This is a genomic window from Chryseobacterium sp. ON_d1, assembly GCF_006829085.1.
In the GTDB taxonomy this organism is placed as follows: Bacteria; Bacteroidota; Bacteroidia; order Flavobacteriales; family Weeksellaceae; genus Chryseobacterium.
Window position 1 is genome coordinate 70,511 of the sequence record NZ_BJTC01000017.1, and the last position, 15,106, is coordinate 85,616.

The 15,106-nt window shown below is 37.4% G+C and carries 13 protein-coding genes; 2 read left to right on the forward strand and 11 right to left on the reverse strand.

The features are described 5' to 3' along the window. Positions 1-7: 7 nt before the first annotated feature. Together CRS_RS22225 and CRS_RS22230 are read right to left on the reverse strand one after the other, a co-directional pair. The gene (locus tag CRS_RS22225) at positions 8-1,873 is read right to left on the reverse strand and encodes a M1 family metallopeptidase (protein ID WP_142726142.1); all 1,866 of its coding nucleotides are present in this window, start codon (positions 1,871-1,873) and stop codon (positions 8-10) included. A 107-nt stretch (positions 1,874-1,980) separates the two neighbouring features. Further along, on the reverse strand, positions 1,981-4,350 hold the full coding sequence (locus CRS_RS22230) for an outer membrane beta-barrel family protein (protein WP_142726143.1): 2,370 nt from the start codon (positions 4,348-4,350) through the stop codon (positions 1,981-1,983). A 243-nt stretch (positions 4,351-4,593) separates the two neighbouring features. On the opposite strand from CRS_RS22230, the gene CRS_RS22235 reads away from it, so the two are divergent. Further along, positions 4,594-5,907, forward strand: coding sequence for a sensor histidine kinase KdpD (locus CRS_RS22235; protein WP_142726144.1), 1,314 nt, complete (start codon positions 4,594-4,596; stop codon positions 5,905-5,907). Beyond that, positions 5,897-6,583, forward strand: coding sequence for a response regulator transcription factor (locus CRS_RS22240; protein ID WP_142726145.1), 687 nt, complete (start codon positions 5,897-5,899; stop codon positions 6,581-6,583). Before CRS_RS22235 ends, CRS_RS22240 begins: the two co-directional genes overlap by 11 nt. Positions 6,584-6,587: 4 nt before the next feature. Here the strand turns inward: CRS_RS22240 and CRS_RS22245 are convergent, their stop codons facing one another. The 9 genes from CRS_RS22245 to CRS_RS22285 all read right to left on the reverse strand — a co-directional run bounded on the left by CRS_RS22245 (position 6,588) and on the right by CRS_RS22285 (position 14,979). Continuing rightward, on the reverse strand, positions 6,588-7,415 hold the full coding sequence (locus CRS_RS22245) for an endonuclease/exonuclease/phosphatase family protein (protein WP_172617137.1): 828 nt from the start codon (positions 7,413-7,415) through the stop codon (positions 6,588-6,590). 67 nt (positions 7,416-7,482) lie between these two features. Further along, positions 7,483-7,686 carry a hypothetical protein gene (locus tag CRS_RS22250; RefSeq protein WP_142726146.1) on the reverse strand — a complete coding sequence of 68 codons (204 nt, stop codon included), beginning with the start codon at positions 7,684-7,686 and terminating at the stop codon, positions 7,483-7,485. Continuing rightward, positions 7,683-8,945: a S8 family serine peptidase gene (locus tag CRS_RS22255; RefSeq protein WP_142726147.1), complete on the reverse strand. Its 1,263-nt coding sequence runs from the start codon at positions 8,943-8,945 to the stop codon at positions 7,683-7,685. The genes CRS_RS22250 and CRS_RS22255 overlap by 4 nt, the downstream gene beginning before the upstream one ends. A gap of 10 nt (positions 8,946-8,955) precedes the next feature. Then, complete coding sequence (locus tag CRS_RS22260; protein WP_142726148.1) at positions 8,956-9,534, reverse strand: hypothetical protein; 579 nt, start codon at positions 9,532-9,534, stop codon at positions 8,956-8,958. Further along, positions 9,534-10,229, reverse strand: a complete 696-nt coding sequence (locus tag CRS_RS22265; RefSeq protein WP_142726149.1) for a hypothetical protein — start codon at positions 10,227-10,229, stop codon at positions 9,534-9,536. The genes CRS_RS22260 and CRS_RS22265 overlap by 1 nt, the downstream gene beginning before the upstream one ends. Positions 10,230-10,244: 15 nt before the next feature. Further along, entirely contained in the window at positions 10,245-11,132 is an 888-nt protein-coding gene (locus CRS_RS22270; protein ID WP_228451324.1) for a DUF2589 domain-containing protein, read from the reverse strand. A 353-nt stretch (positions 11,133-11,485) separates the two neighbouring features. Further along, on the reverse strand, positions 11,486-13,423 hold the full coding sequence (locus CRS_RS22275) for a M1 family metallopeptidase (protein ID WP_142726150.1): 1,938 nt from the start codon (positions 13,421-13,423) through the stop codon (positions 11,486-11,488). A gap of 84 nt (positions 13,424-13,507) precedes the next feature. Beyond that, the gene (locus CRS_RS22280; RefSeq protein WP_142726151.1) at positions 13,508-14,389 is read right to left on the reverse strand and encodes an SDR family oxidoreductase; all 882 of its coding nucleotides are present in this window, start codon (positions 14,387-14,389) and stop codon (positions 13,508-13,510) included. A gap of 176 nt (positions 14,390-14,565) precedes the next feature. Beyond that, on the reverse strand, positions 14,566-14,979 hold the full coding sequence (locus CRS_RS22285) for a DUF1573 domain-containing protein (RefSeq protein ID WP_142726152.1): 414 nt from the start codon (positions 14,977-14,979) through the stop codon (positions 14,566-14,568). Positions 14,980-15,106: the final 127 nt, after the last annotated feature.

The following is a 15,106-nucleotide window of genomic DNA, read 5'->3' on the forward strand; positions in this document are numbered from 1 at the left end:
TTTACTTTTATAAATTTTTACGGTTGTTTTCCGGTGTATAATCCATAAACAGATCTCCGTCCAGCTGTACCGTTTTTATTTTCTTCTTAATTGGAATCACCAGATCGGTCATCTTCTGATCTTTTTCCCAGACAGAAGGCGAAAAATGCAGTTTTTCTGTAGTTCCATCCTCATAAGATAATATAGCATCAAACGGAATGGCAAATCCACCCACATTCACAACATTTATCGTAAGCATATCATTCATCTGGGAAGCTCCTGCAACTTTTAAATCAATATAATTATTGGTATAAAACCAGTTTTGGAAGAACCAATTCAGATTTTTACCTGATCCGGTATTCATCGAGTTGAAATAATCCCATGGAACCGGATGCTTCCCATTCCAGTTGTCCATATAATGATGCAATGCTTTTTTGAAAAGCTCATCTCCCAGATAATCTTTCAAAGCCAGGTAGGATAAAGATGCTTTCACATAGGAATTGTTTCCGTACCCGGCACCACTCACCTGAGTACTCATTGTAATCACCGGCTGATCCTGTTCGGCAGATGGATCATTAATCCATTTTTTAACACGGAAGTTTTTATAAAATTCTTTAGCAGCAGCTTCTCCGTTTTCATCAGTTCCTATAAGATATTCAAGCGTGGTCGCCCAGCCTTCATCCATAAATGCATATCTAGTTTCATTGATTCCCATATAGAAAGGGAAGTAGGTATGGGCAATTTCATGATCTGCAGTCAATCTTGCATCCTGAAGATCATCAGGAATACTGGTATCATTGATCATCATCGGATACTCCATATCTGCATATCCCTGAATAGCTGTCATGACGTTGTAAGGATATTCTACGCCAGGCCAGTTTTTAGAAAACCAATCTAAGTTATAACGCATCCAGTCTACATAATGTTCAAAATCTTTCGCACCGGACTTATACCCTGCCTGAACACTTGCTCTCTTTGTCTTCAGCTGAACACTTGCTGCATCCCACACATAATGATTACTCAGTGCAAAACAGAAATCTGTGATATGGCTGGCCTTAAATTTCCATACATTCCATTTATTGGGCCTGGTCACTTTTCCTGACTTCATTTCCTGTTCTGTAGCGATGTGCATCACTTTATCACTCTTTAATGAAGCTTTATATCTTTTTAAATATTCCGACTGAAGTACTGCTTCCGGATTGAGAAAATCTCCGGTTGCCCACACCACATAATTCTTTGGGGCTGTAATGGCAAAACTGTAATCATTGAAATCGTTATAGAACTCCTGCCTGTCTGAGTGCTGAATCATATCCCATCCGTTATAATCGTCATATACGGAAATTCTCGGAAAAGAATAGGCTACATAGAATGTTTCAGGATCAATCTGACCTTCTCTTCCACTCTGTACTGATAACGGATATTCCCATTCTATTTTAACCTCAGCTTTGGATTTGGATTTTAAAGCTGTTTTTAATTTTACTTTTTCAACCGTACTCCAATTATCACTGTTGATATCATATTTTGCTCCGTTTACGATGAAAGATTTAATCTTAAGTCCTGAAGAGAGGAAATCTTTAGATACAAATCCGGACCTGGGCGATTGTGGTTTATGAAGGTTATTCACAAAACGTATGGCCAGCTCATTCAGGCTATCAGGACTGTTATTGGTATAGACAATTGTTTCTTTTCCGGAAACTATTTTTGTACTGGCATCTACTTTTACCTCTACATTATACACTCCTTTGTTCTGCCAGTAATTTTTACCCGGCGCACCGGAGATATCACGTGTTCCTCTTTCGTATGCTTTTTTGATATTCCTCGGCATATACAATTCCTGTGCTGATAATTGCAGTAAAGAAACTGCTACCAGCATCATGGAAAAAATTTTCTTCATAACGATCTTTTTTAAAGATTGGCATCAAAAATAGCGAAAATCTGATATCAGTAGATCATTTCTTATATAATAATATTTTATTGTAGTGATTCTTATATTAAATTCAGCTACAATCTTTCCTGTTCTGCAGTTTTCTGTATTGTTTTTGCATTTTTCACAGACTGGTTTCCAAAATTAAATTTCAAAGAAACTGTAAAACTTTGGGTATCCCGATAATCTATAAAATAATTATCCTGATTGGCATATTTTGTACTTATTTTTTCCTGTGAGGTTTTAAAAATATCACTAAACAAAAGGCTCGCTTCCAATTTTCTGTTAAAAAATTTTTTATTGACCACCAGATATGTTGCAGAAGATTCTGAGATCCTGAAAGTTCCCTGTATCCCCGGAGAATAATAGCGGTGTCCGATTTCCATTTTCCAATCACTGTTTTTATCGAGTGTAAAACTCGTTGAGATATTGGATGCTAAGTTCCAGACTTTGTTTTTATAGATTACTCCATCGATTCCTTTGAAATAATTCTCATTATGCTCAAGATTTTCAGACACGATAATATTCCACCATGGTTTGACCTGAAAGTTTTTGTATAAACTTAATCCAAAAGCTTCTCCTTTCTCAATATTGGTAAAATAATAGATCAAACTGCTGGTATTGGGTTCCTGGTATGAAATTTCCATGGATGGATAGATTTCTTTCCGGTAATATAAATCCACATTCCACTCTTTCCAGGAATAGGTAAGGTTCAGATTGTGTGTAATGGTAGCTTTCAACTTTGGATCCCCCTGATAATATGAAAAAAGATTATAATAAGATTTTGCAGGGTTCAGCCATGAATAGGAAGGTCTGCTGATTCTTTTCCCATAAGAAAATCCGAATTCCTGCTTATTTTCTGTGGTATACTGTACATAAAAAGTAGGAAAGAACTTCCAGTAATTGTTTTCATTCAGCTCATAGGGCTCAGAAACCACCCCTTCAAGATCTGTCATTTCTGCACGGAGGCCTCCTTTGAAATTCCACTTTCCAATATTGTAGGCTAATGAAGAGTACAGGGCAAAATTATGTTCTTTATAATCAAAAACACTGCTCTTTTCCGGTCTGTATTGCAATTCTCCATTCTCGTTATCTGAGAAATCAAGCTTACTGTTTGTCTTTACAAAACTGTACTTTGCTCCAGATTCCAGCTCCAGTTGATCTCCTTTCCACTGATAATCGAATTGAGTGGAATACAGCTGGACATCTGCTTTATTCTCTGTAATAAAATTATCTTCTTTTGGAACCTGTCCTGCGAAGTTCAGATAGGTTATCACATTCTGATATTTATCTGCATTGTTACCTGTAAAATAATTGATCCAGGCAAGGCTGCTTTTCTTATTCAACTTACGGTCTATCTGAAAACTTACGGCGTTATTGATGGAACGTGAACGGTGATCATTGATCGTGGTATAATTGGATTCTACGATATCCTGCTGATTATAGATTAACGTAGGCACATTGTAGACCCCGAAGGATTTTGGAGAAAAATACCCTGAGTAGTTGAGGCTAATATTGGTCAGGCTGTCCAATTCATATTCCGCATTAAAATTCAGGGTATTCTGGTTATTGTTTTTATCCTTCCTGTTCATCGTACTGATCCATCGGGTTTGACTTTCCGGGTAGTTCACATAATCTGTTCCTTCCCGGTAGTATGTCCCCAATCCTCTATAATAGCTTCCCATAAGAGAAAGTCTATTCTTTTTATAATATTGGGAAATCCCAAAGACACCTTTCGCATATTGTGTCTGTATATATTTGGAGGAGAGAATTCCGCGGTACCCTTCAATTTTATTTTTCTTCAGGACGATATTCAGTACAGCACTTCCTGACGCTTCATATTTTGCAGGCGGATTGGTAATCACTTCTATCGACTTCACCTCATCCCCTTGCGTATTTTCCAGAAGATTTCTGAGCTCATCCCCCGTCAGCATTACTTTTTTGTCATTAATTGTCACCAGAATTCCGGTACTTCCCTTTACACTCAATACACTGTTATTTATTGTGACACTTGGCGTATTTTTTAGAATTTCCCAGGCATTAAGTGATGAAATATTACTGTTTTCCACATTAAATTCCAAGCGGTCAACTTTTCTTTTCACCAGAGGTTTACGCTTGGTCATTACCACTCCTTCAATTTCCTGAGATTCCTTTTTAAGAATAATATTCAACGGTTCAGCCTCTTTGAGATTAATTTTTTTCTCAAATAAAGAATATCCCTGGTTTTTAATTACCAGCTTTACATCCTGATCTGTCATATCTTCCAGCACAAACTTCCCATTTCCGTCCGTTTTTAATTCTTTGATTAATGTATTCTGAATATCATACACTTCCAGCTTTATTGATGACAGCTTTTCATTTTCAGTGTTTACAACTGTTCCTCCAGGTATTGTTTTCTGGGCAAGAATCAAAACCGGAAAACAAAGAAAAAAAAGAATTTTATACATGGCTATTTTTTTATCCTATCAACAAAATCATTGTTTTGTTCTATGGGACAAAATTCTTCATTGGCTGGAAAAAATAGGGTTAATACAAGGTTAATGATGAGTTAATGTCTTTTTCATCACTAAAATATCCAGATTCAGGCAGATAATGAAACTTTATTTTAGAAGATGAAAACTACGGTTAATAGAAGGTTAATGACATAATAATAATTTCCTGAAAATAGCTAAAGTTCTATCTTTGTTTTAATGATCGCCAAGAGTAAAATTCTGATTCCGGTTTTTGCTGCTCTGTTCCTGCTTTTACTGGGAATACAGGTTTACTTTATGTACAAAACCTATCAGGTGAAAGAGAGAGAAATCTACAGGGCAATACAGTCTCCTCTCAGAGATTATACTGATGAACTGGAAGATAACGGCGGCGCAAAAAAAACTGACGATGATTCTTTACAAGCCTTTTTCATCCGTTACAACAATAAGGAAATCAGTAAAAAAGATTTTCTGAATTTTTTCGAAGAAAACAGAAAACAAACGGTTGAAATATTCAGTAATCATGTTGACAGTATGTTTATAAAAGAAGGATATAGAATTGCCGTAAAAATAGAATACTTGTCTATTTCTTTCATGCCGGACAATGTCAATCTTCTGGACAAGCCCATTATACTGTATGAAACGAAAAACAAAATAATAAATCCTGAAATTTTAAGCCGGGGAAAATGGGAAACAACTTCCACTTCAAAAGTCAATCGTGAGACCAGAAAAGATAATGTTTTCATGGTAAGAAGCAAAACCAGTATTGAAATATTAAATATTAAAAGTATTGTTTTCAAAGAGCAGGCATTGCTTTTCCTGTCTTGTATTGCAATTTTATCCTTTGTTCTGATCCTGTACATTTTTACAGTTAAAAATCTAGCTGCCCAGCAGAAACAGGTAGAAGTTCTCCACAACATTGTGGATAATATTTCACACGAGTTTAAAACCCCTATCGCTACTTTAAAAATAGCATCAAAAGCTCTAAAAAAAGAATGGAATCCGGAAACGCTTCCCCTTATTGACCGTCAGATTTCCCGTCTTGAAAGCCTGATGTTTCAGCTTCATAAGGACGAAATACCAGACGAAGCAGTCGAAATCCAACCTAAAGACTGGGATTTTTTCATTCAGGATCTTGCGGTTACCTATCCTGATATTGATTTTAAACCTGAAAACAAAATTTCACAAAAACTTCCTTTTGATAAAAACCTGATGGAAACGGTGATTAAAAACCTGTGTGAAAACAGTGTAAAATATGGCGCTTCTGTTGTTGCAATAAATCTTAAGTCAAATTTCCAACATCTGGAAATCGAGGTTTCTGACAATGGTCAGGGCATAGAAAAGAAAGAGCTCAATAATATTTTTGAAAAATTCTACAGAATACAGCACAAAAACATTCACAACAGCAAGGGGCTTGGATTAGGGCTTTATTTCGTAAAAAAAATCATTGCTCATTATGGTGGAAAGATTGATGTTTCCAGCCAGCTTCATACAGGCAGTACTTTTAAAATATCAATTCCTTATGAAAACTAAAATCCTTTTGGCAGAGGATGATCCGGATTTTGGATTGATCCTTAGGCAGTATCTTGAACTGGAAGATTTTGAAGTCAGCTGGTTTCAGAATCCGGAAGATGTCATTCCATTACTTCATACTGATTTTCCTTTTCATATAGGAATTCTGGATGTGATGATGCCGAATATAGATGGTTTCTCACTGGCAAAGATGATTTTGAATAAAAAAAATAATTTCCCATTGTTGTTTTTAACAGCCAAAAACCAAAAAATAGACCGTCTGACCGGGTTGAAAATAGGCGCTGATGATTATATTGCCAAACCCTGCGATCCTGAAGAGCTCGTTTTACGGATCAAAAATATTCTGAAGAGAAGTCTTCCTGGTGTTGCAGAAACCCAAATAAAAATAGGAGAATTTTCTCTGGATACTACTAAACTTCTGTTGTCACATCCTAACGGAAACAACCGCCTGACCATACGGGAACAGGAATTACTGCTGTATCTTCTAAAGCACAACCGATCTATTATTACAAGGGATGATATTCTGGACAATCTTTGGGAAACCAATGATTATTTTACCGGAAGGAGTCTTGATGTATTCATCAGCAGGCTGCGTAAATACTTCAACAGTGATCCCCAAATAAAAATCCAATCCCTTAGAGGAATTGGATTTGAAGTTGATTTTCCAATCAAGTGATTTTTTATAGCGACAGATGTACAATCACCGGGAAATGGTCTGACGGGTACAAAAGATTTTCTCTTCTGTCATTGATATGCCGGTGAGATCTTATTTTAAAGCCCTGGGTAAAAATATAATCGATCCTGTCTTTCGGAACTGTATTAACATCAAAAGCTGTAAAAGTTCCTACAGGGCCATAATGCTTGGTTTCAGAATGGTAGAAAGTATCTTTCATGTTCTGGGAAAGAATTTTAATCGGTTCTGAATCATCTGTCAGGTTAAAATCTCCGCTCAGTGTCACCGGAAGGTTCTTTGGATTGAGTTCTCTGATCTTTTTCAGGATCAATTCGGAAGATTTCACTCTTGCTACATTTCCAATATGATCGAAATGAAGATTCATTGCAAGGAACTCTTTCTTCGATTTTTTATCTTTCAATACAGCATAGGTACAGATTCGGTTCAATGCGGCATCCCATCCTTTTGAAGGTTTCTCAGGTGTTTCAGACAACCAGAATGTTCCTGATTTTACAACATCCAGTCTGTTGGTATCATAAAAGATGGCTGAAAACTCCCCTTTTTCTTTACCGTCGTCTCTTCCTACTCCTATGTAATCATAATTCTTTAATCCTGTTTTAATATCTTTCATCTGCTCAGGAAGTGCTTCCTGTACCCCGAAATAATCAGGATGATAATAGGTAAGTAAATCTGCAACGTCCTGCTTTCTCTTCGGCCAGGCATTGTCTTTATCTGACTCTACGTTCAGCCTGATATTAAAACTCATTACGGTAAGGTCCTGTGAAAATCCCAATGCAAAAAGCATCAGAAACACCATTGAAAATCTGAAATTCATATGTTATGTTATCAATAAGAAAACAAAAATAAAACTTCTCTTTGACAGAGAAGCCTGATTTATATGATTATATTGTTAAATTATCTTTTTCTTCTTCTACAGATATAAAATATGCCTGAAATTCAGTTTCAGAAACCGGCAATGCACTTTCGAGTTTCACAACGCCAATGGTTTTATAATGGGCCGCAAGTTTGATCTCTTTACTTTTAAGAAGCGCTTCAAGCTTTTTTAAATTGATATCTTTTTTTAAAACTGCCAGATAAGTTTTCATAGGTATACCTGTATTAAACCGTTTCCTATATCTCTGTATTTTATACCTTCGATAGGCCTTGCTTTATGTTCAATAAGCTCCCAGATTTCTCTGGCTGATTTGTCGGGAAACTGCTCCATATATAAGGCTGCAAGCCCTGAAACATGTGGTGCAGCCATACTGGTACCGCTCATTGTATAATAAAAATTGTTTTTGTTCTTTGCATTTTTAGGATAGGCGCTTACAATATCCACTCCGGGAGCACAGACATTGATACTTCCTCCGGTAGACGGGTTAAGCCCTGCATTTGAAAATCTCGCAATTTTCATCTGACCATCAATAGCTCCCACAGCCATGATCGATTTCGAATTCGCAGGCATTGAAACTGGCTGGGGAATCTGTGGTCTGTTGCTGTCGTTTCCCGCTGCTGCTATAATAAGACAGTTATTTTCCAATGCTCTTTCTCCAATGGTTTCAAAAAGAACGGAAGGCTTGTCATCAAGCTTCACCGGACAAGCCAGTGACAGAGACAATATTCTGAATTTTTTCGTAATTGCCCAGTCTATCGCATCAATTACACTGCTGGTCGTGCCTCTTCCGTTATCTGCCAATACTTTAGCGATCTTCAGATTACAGTCCTTAGCGATTCCATAGCGCTTGCCGGTGTCACTTCTTAAGTTTCCGGTGGCAACTCCCGCACAGTGGGTACCATGTCCGTTGGGATCCCTGTTCCAGTCTTCACCATCTATGAAAGATTTGCCTTCAACTGCTTCAGAAACAAAATCCGGATGGGATGTGTCAAGCCCTGTATCAAGAATGCAGACATCAATTCCTTTTCCTGTGTAATGGGTATTTTCCAAACCAATAGCCTGTAATCCCCATTCCATCTCAACGAACGATTTTTGAGGGAGAGGCTTGCTGGTAATGTATTTTTCAAGCTCTGAAATTTTCTCAGCAAGTCCGGCAGATTGTTTTTTAAGTTCGTTGATTAACTGCAGCTCATCAGCAGGAAAAAACTCCCGTTCTTTTTCATAATAAACAATAGAATTGGATTCATCTTTAACGGCGCTTTTCAGTTGTTCTTCATCCATATGATCCACTACAAGAACTCCAAGATTTTTGTAAAGCACGCCGTTATCCTGATCAATGACTTCATAGGAACGGTTTTCTTTGGAAAGAAATTCTGAAGAAGTAATGCTTACTTCAAGTTCCTTCTCTATTTTTTTAAGCGATGCCTTCTGCTGATCTTTCAGAAGGACAATATATCTTCCGGTTTCCATAATGTTATTTTTAAATTAACTTCAGAAATATTTTTTCCAGGATAAGGAAAATATCTTCAGGAATAATGGTCAGTCTGAGTTTCTTGTTAATTCCGGATATCGCTGTATTCTGTTCAGCCAGTGAAGTCCAGAAACGTTCAATTTTAGGAACAGAATTCATTTCTTTCAGTTTTTCATCATCAAGAATTCCGTTCTGATAGAGGGATACAATGATTCCCGAAATAAGTTCTTCCGCCTCTTCAAGCTTCTTATTTTCCCTGGTGTATATTTCCGTCAGAATTCCATAAATGCTTTCCATTCCGTTAAATGAAAATCCCCCGAGAATTTCTCTCCTCCCAGTCAGTATTTTCTCCATTTTAATGGGATTAAATCCTCTTTTGACGGTAGCAATCATATTCATAATCTTCAAAACTTCAGATTCGTGGCTCGTGTTTCCTTTGGTCCGAAAATACTCCAGCATTTCGTTAAGAAATACATCAAAACGGGCATCAAAGTCAAAGGATTTCGACAGGTACAACGCCTGAACTTCGTTGAAATGCTGCAGAAGTTCTTTAATTTTCTGTACCGTAAAGTGAATAAGTTCCTGCATTACTCAAATGTTATCTGTTCTATTTCATTGCCGTCTTTATCTTTGTAGGAGACAATCCTGATTCCCTCTTCTTCCATTTCCACATGAAGATTGATAAACAGTTTATCTTTATCTTCCGCAGCGCTTGTATTGGGATCTATGTAAATATTGTTCAGCTTTGCGTTCACCAATGTATATTTATTCAGCAACACTTTTGAAAAAATTTCTTTCAGTTCATCAGTTTCTTCTGCTGTTCCTTCCTGAGGTCTGAAGATTCCGGAATTAAGAAGCTGAACTTTTTTTCTGAGATCCAGTTTGAGGACTTCATTAGAAGGAATTTTACCGAATTTCTGATCATTTTTTTCCAGTTTGCTGAAAAGCGCTTTGAATTCTTCGGTTTGAAGCTGCCTTTTGCTGATTTCAGAAATATTCAGGCTTTTTTCTTTATTTACCAGACGGATTCTCTCATTTATTTCGGCAACAAACTGATCCTGATTCAGTTTAAAATTATATTTGGGGTCAGAATCTATGTCTGTGATCTTAATCGGAATATCCATCTTTACACTGGGCAGAGCATAGCGTGGAACCTTGAAATACTTAAGGTACTCATGACGGGCATATTCTTTGGCAATAAGAACAGCATTCTCGTCAGCTTTTTTACGAGCCTGAATTATCTCATTGTTGAGATAATTCAGGTAATCTGATAATTTTATCATTTTTCGTAAAATGTTTTATTGTGAAAGAAGTCCAAGTACTTTTTCAAGTCCTGCAGGCATTTCATCATTGGTTGCACGCACTTTTACCCCAAGGGAATACTCTTTTTCCACTTTGATTCCTGTACTGGAAGTTCTTTTATAGGAAACATCCACTTTGAATTTTACAGGACCCCAGCCACCGGATACTCCTGCATTGATACCGAATTCGTCACTTACATCTTTGGTATATGTCGAATTAAGTTTCACATTAAAGTCTACTTCACAGGTTTCAATTCTGAAGCTCGGAACATTCAGCAGCGCAATAAAAGGCACTGAAATTTCCACATCATTAGGAATCGTTTTAGGGTTGGTATCACTTACTGGCTCATCTTCTTTAAAATCCGGATTCGGGACATTTTTTTTGTATTTGAATTCTGCCATTCTCAGTTTTTTAGCACTGGCTGCATTGGCAGGATCTGTAAGTTCAAAACCGACCTCATTGATGAAATTAACGGTGGCTATAGAAGCATTGGACTGTGCTTTTACACAGGCATCCAAAGGTCCGCCAATAATGGTGGCAAAGTCAATACTTCCCAGTTCTGCCGCAAAATCTGCACTGGCAGCATCTGAAGTTCTGAAGATCTCTTCATCGGCAGCCATTTTACCGGCAATAAGCTTCATAATTTCTGAAGAAGCACCGGAGAAAGATTTTTCCCACTTTTCATCATAATTCTTTTTGAATTCGTCTACAATGGCTAACAATTCTTTATTGGTCAATGAACTCAATTCCGAAGTTTCGATTCCTGATACTTTTTCATACACTGCAGGGGTAAGAACTTTTTCTACTCCCGATAAGAGATCAATTAACTCATTTTTTGTTTTTTTGGCGTGGCTTGCTTCAAGCACTGATTTTAATGTTTCCATGTTTTTGTTTTTGATTAATATTGTGGGACAAAATTAGATCACCAACCTTCAAAACACTTCAGGAGAACACCTCTACTTATTCAGGAAAAACACCCTAAAAAAATAAAAGCCTGAACTTACGGTGGTAAGTTCAGGCTTTTGTAACAGATGTCTTTTGCTGCTACTTATCGTTCATAAATGCAAAGATGATCTGAATTCTTCTTATTTTAAAGTAAACTAAGAAAGCAACAAAGTTGCTGATGAAGCGGCTTACGCTTAGAAAGAATCAATGAAGTTGATTCCATCTTTGTTCCCTTAAAACTTCAGTATTAACTATTAAATCTTTGCGTTAAATTAAAATAGATCCAACATTTCTATGCAGGCTTTTTACTGTTGTTTTCCAGATTGACATCAGGAACTACAGAATCCGGATCAAGCTTTACCTCATCTATTTCTTTTTTAGAATCCACTTTGAATGTCCATTCCGTATTTCTTTTCCAAACCTCAACAGGAATTTTCAAAGTCTGAGCTGTTCCGTCTTTGAATCTGATCTGTACTGTTGTAGGCATTGGCAGCTGGCCAATATTTTCAACCGTAATCTGAACTCCGTTCTTAAAGTCCCCGTTGATATACTGCACATTTTTAACAGCCTGATCAATTTTCCATTTATTAAAAAACCATCCTCTCCAGAACCAGTTCAGCTCCTCCCCGGAAACGTTTTCCATCGTATGGAAGAAATCCCATGGAGTTGGATGTTTAAAGGCCCAGCGGTCTATATATGTTCTGAATGCTTTATCAAATTTTTCAGGACCGAGAATGGCTTCTCTTAAAACATCCAATCCTGTTCCCGGTTTATAATAAGCCAATGCTCCAATACTTCTTTCTCTCATGTTATCCGGTCCTACCATTACAGGTTCCAGATTGTCATTCAGAAGGTAAACTCCTGATCGTGCCAGATTCGGTTTACGATAATATTCTCCTTTATTGAAAGCTTCGGTTGAAAGTCCGTTAATGAAGGTATTAAATCCTTCGTCCATCCAGGCAAACAATCTCTCATTAGATCCTACGATCATAGGAAACCAGTTGTGCCCAAACTCGTGATCCGTAACTCCCCAAAGATCTTCTCCTTTGGAATCCATATGACAGAAAACAATTCCCGGATATTCCATTCCGCCCTCATTTCCTGCTACATTACTGGCTGCCGGATAAGTATATTCATACCATTTTTTTGAATAGTGCTCTATAGCAGCTTTAGTATATTCTGTAGCTCTTCCCCAGGCTTTTTCCCCGGCACTTTCTACAGGATAGGCCGAAATAGCCAAAGATTTCTTTCCGCTAGGTAAATTGATTTTTGCGGCATCTAAAATAAATGCTGCTGAAGAAGCCCAGGCAAAATCTCTTGCCTGTGTAATTTTAAATTTCCAGGTCTTTGTACCGGATATTTTATTTTTACCTATCTCAGACTCAGAGCGGATCGTTACCGTTTTATCACTGTTTCTTGCCTGATTCCATCTGCTGATTTCTTCCTTACTGTAAACATCTTTCTCATTCAAAAGCTCTCCTGATGCCACTACATAATGATTGGCAGGAACAGTAATATTGGCTGTGATATTTCCATATTCCAGATAAAACTCCGAAGCTCCAAGGTAAGGAAGCGTGTTCCATCCCATAACATCATCATATACGCACATTCTCGGATACCATTGCGCCATGGTAAAAATTTTACCATTTTTGGTTTCCTGAACTCCCATCCTGTCTGAACCATAATCCGGAGAAACAAAAGAATACTCTATTTCTATCTTGGCTACCCCTCCATTGGCTTTCAGTTCTTTTGGAAGATCTATCTGCATTCTTGTATCGGTAATGGTATATTTAACTTCTTTACCATCAAGCCTGACTGATTTAATCGTATATCCCCCGTTAAATTCTTCGCCATGGGCTCCATTTCTGCTTCCCGAAAGCGGAACAACTCCATTTCCTCTGGAATCTTTTGCAAACAGGTTCTGATCCAGCTGCAGCCAAAGAAAACCTAATTTATCCGGGCTGTTGTTGGTATAGGTAATCTGTGCTGTACCGGTAATCTCTTTTTTATCTTCATTCAGGCTGACATTCAAATGATAATCTGCTGAATTCTGCCAATAAGCATGTCCGGGCTGCCCACTCGCAGAACGGGTTGCTGTACCTGTCTGCGGATAAAAGAACGGCTTAAATGCTTCTACATAATCATATTTCGGGGTCTGCTGGGCATAGGAAGATCCTGTAAACAGTACCACTGCAAGCGTCGAAACAAGGGTTGGAAGTTTAAAATTCATTTGAAAAAGTATTATTTTCTGTATAGGTAAAAAAAACTCCCGGAATTGTTACACATCCGGGAGTTTTTTTAATATAAGTTTAATTTAATTAGATTTTTTTGCTTTAATCATGGCTTCTAAAACATCCCACATTTCACTTGGGATTGCTTCAAGCATATTGAATTCTCCTGCACCCTGAAGCCATTCTCCACCGTCGATGGTTACAACTTCTCCATTCATATAAGCTGAATAATCAGAAACCAGATAAGCGGCAAGGTTAGCAAGCTCCTGATGTTCCCCTACCCTTCTCAACGGAACTTTTTTCTTCATATCAAATTTTTCCTGAAGATCTCCCGGAAGAAGTCTGTCCCAGGCTCCTTTTGTAGGGAAAGGCCCCGGAGCAATGGCATTGAAACGGATTCCGTATTTTGCCCATTCTACGGCCAGTGATCTGGTCATTGCCAGAACTCCTGCTTTTGCACAGGCTGATGGTACTACATAAGCAGAACCTGTCCATGCATATGTTGTTACAATATTCAGTACAGTTCCGGGTGTTTTAGAATCTATCCAGTGTTTCCCTACCGAAAGCGTACAGTTTTTTGTTCCTTTTAAAACAATATCCAGAATAGCATCAAAAGCAGAATGAGTCAGTTTTTCTGTGGGTGAAATAAAGTTACCTGCTGCATTATTCAACAAAATATCAATCTTTCCGAATTCTTTTAGTGCAGCCTCTTTCATGGCTTCTACCTCATCCCAGTTTCTTACATCACATGCTACACAAAGCACCTTACCTCCTGTTTCGTCTTCCAGTTCCTTAGCTGTAGTCTGCAGTTTCTCAAGATTTCTGGAAGTAATCACCACTTTGGCACCCAGCTCAAGAAAGTATTTGGTCATCGCTTTTCCCAAACCGCTTCCGCCTCCTGTTACAATTGCTACTTTATCTTTTAGTGCACCTTCGCGCAGCATAGGTTGTGTATATAGACTCATAAAATATTTTTTCTTAAAAATAATAAATAATGAAATGCAATCCCTTAAAACAGGTTGATAAATAATGCTACAAATAATTATTCTTTACATTATTTATGAAATGCATCAGTTTGTATAAAAGAAAAGTAGCCTGATCATTACGGTCAGGCTACTTGTATATTTTAAAATATTACAGATTAAGAAGCAACTACCACTCCTTTGAATGAAAGTGTTTTAGGGGTTTTGCTTTCACTTGTTGTAACATTTACAGTCTTCATAAATGGACCTGCCGCTGCTGCGTTGTAGCTAGCTTCTACAAATCCTTTTTTCCCCGGCTGGATAGGAGTTTTTGTATAATCTGCTGTAGTACACCCACATGAAGGAGCTACATTCTGAATGATGATTGGTTTTGAACTTGTGTTCGTAAATTCAAATCTGATCAATTTTGGTTTTCCCTGAGGAATATTTCCTACATCAATAGATTCTGATTTCCATTTAAGGGCATCTGCAACCATTTTTACAATGGAAGGAGCATCTGGAGTAAGTACATTTGCATAAAACGGAGAGAATGCCAATACGGCTAAAAGAGCTGTAATTTTTAATTTTTTCATGAGTATAAATTTTAATGTTTGAAACTGATTATTTTCTTTCGGTATAACAAATGTAAAGCAGGCTGTGATTACAACTTGTTAACCGTTGCCAAACATTTGTTAACAAGTTGTTAATGATAAAAGATAA

Coding starts and splice junctions, on each gene's coding strand:
- CRS_RS22225 (WP_142726142.1), bottom strand. CDS start 1,873: ATGAAGAAAATTTTTTCCATGATGCTGGTAGCAGTTTCTTTACTGCAA.
- CRS_RS22230 (WP_142726143.1), bottom strand. CDS start 4,350: ATGTATAAAATTCTTTTTTTTCTTTGTTTTCCGGTTTTGATTCTTGCC.
- CRS_RS22235 (WP_142726144.1), top strand. CDS start 4,594: ATGATCGCCAAGAGTAAAATTCTGATTCCGGTTTTTGCTGCTCTGTTC.
- CRS_RS22240 (WP_142726145.1), top strand. CDS start 5,897: ATGAAAACTAAAATCCTTTTGGCAGAGGATGATCCGGATTTTGGATTG.
- CRS_RS22245 (WP_172617137.1), bottom strand. CDS start 7,415: ATGAATTTCAGATTTTCAATGGTGTTTCTGATGCTTTTTGCATTGGGA.
- CRS_RS22250 (WP_142726146.1), bottom strand. CDS start 7,686: ATGAAAACTTATCTGGCAGTTTTAAAAAAAGATATCAATTTAAAAAAG.
- CRS_RS22255 (WP_142726147.1), bottom strand. CDS start 8,945: ATGGAAACCGGAAGATATATTGTCCTTCTGAAAGATCAGCAGAAGGCA.
- CRS_RS22260 (WP_142726148.1), bottom strand. CDS start 9,534: ATGCAGGAACTTATTCACTTTACGGTACAGAAAATTAAAGAACTTCTG.
- CRS_RS22265 (WP_142726149.1), bottom strand. CDS start 10,229: ATGATAAAATTATCAGATTACCTGAATTATCTCAACAATGAGATAATT.
- CRS_RS22270 (WP_228451324.1), bottom strand. CDS start 11,132: ATGGAAACATTAAAATCAGTGCTTGAAGCAAGCCACGCCAAAAAAACA.
- CRS_RS22275 (WP_142726150.1), bottom strand. CDS start 13,423: ATGAATTTTAAACTTCCAACCCTTGTTTCGACGCTTGCAGTGGTACTG.
- CRS_RS22280 (WP_142726151.1), bottom strand. CDS start 14,389: ATGAGTCTATATACACAACCTATGCTGCGCGAAGGTGCACTAAAAGAT.
- CRS_RS22285 (WP_142726152.1), bottom strand. CDS start 14,979: ATGAAAAAATTAAAAATTACAGCTCTTTTAGCCGTATTGGCATTCTCT.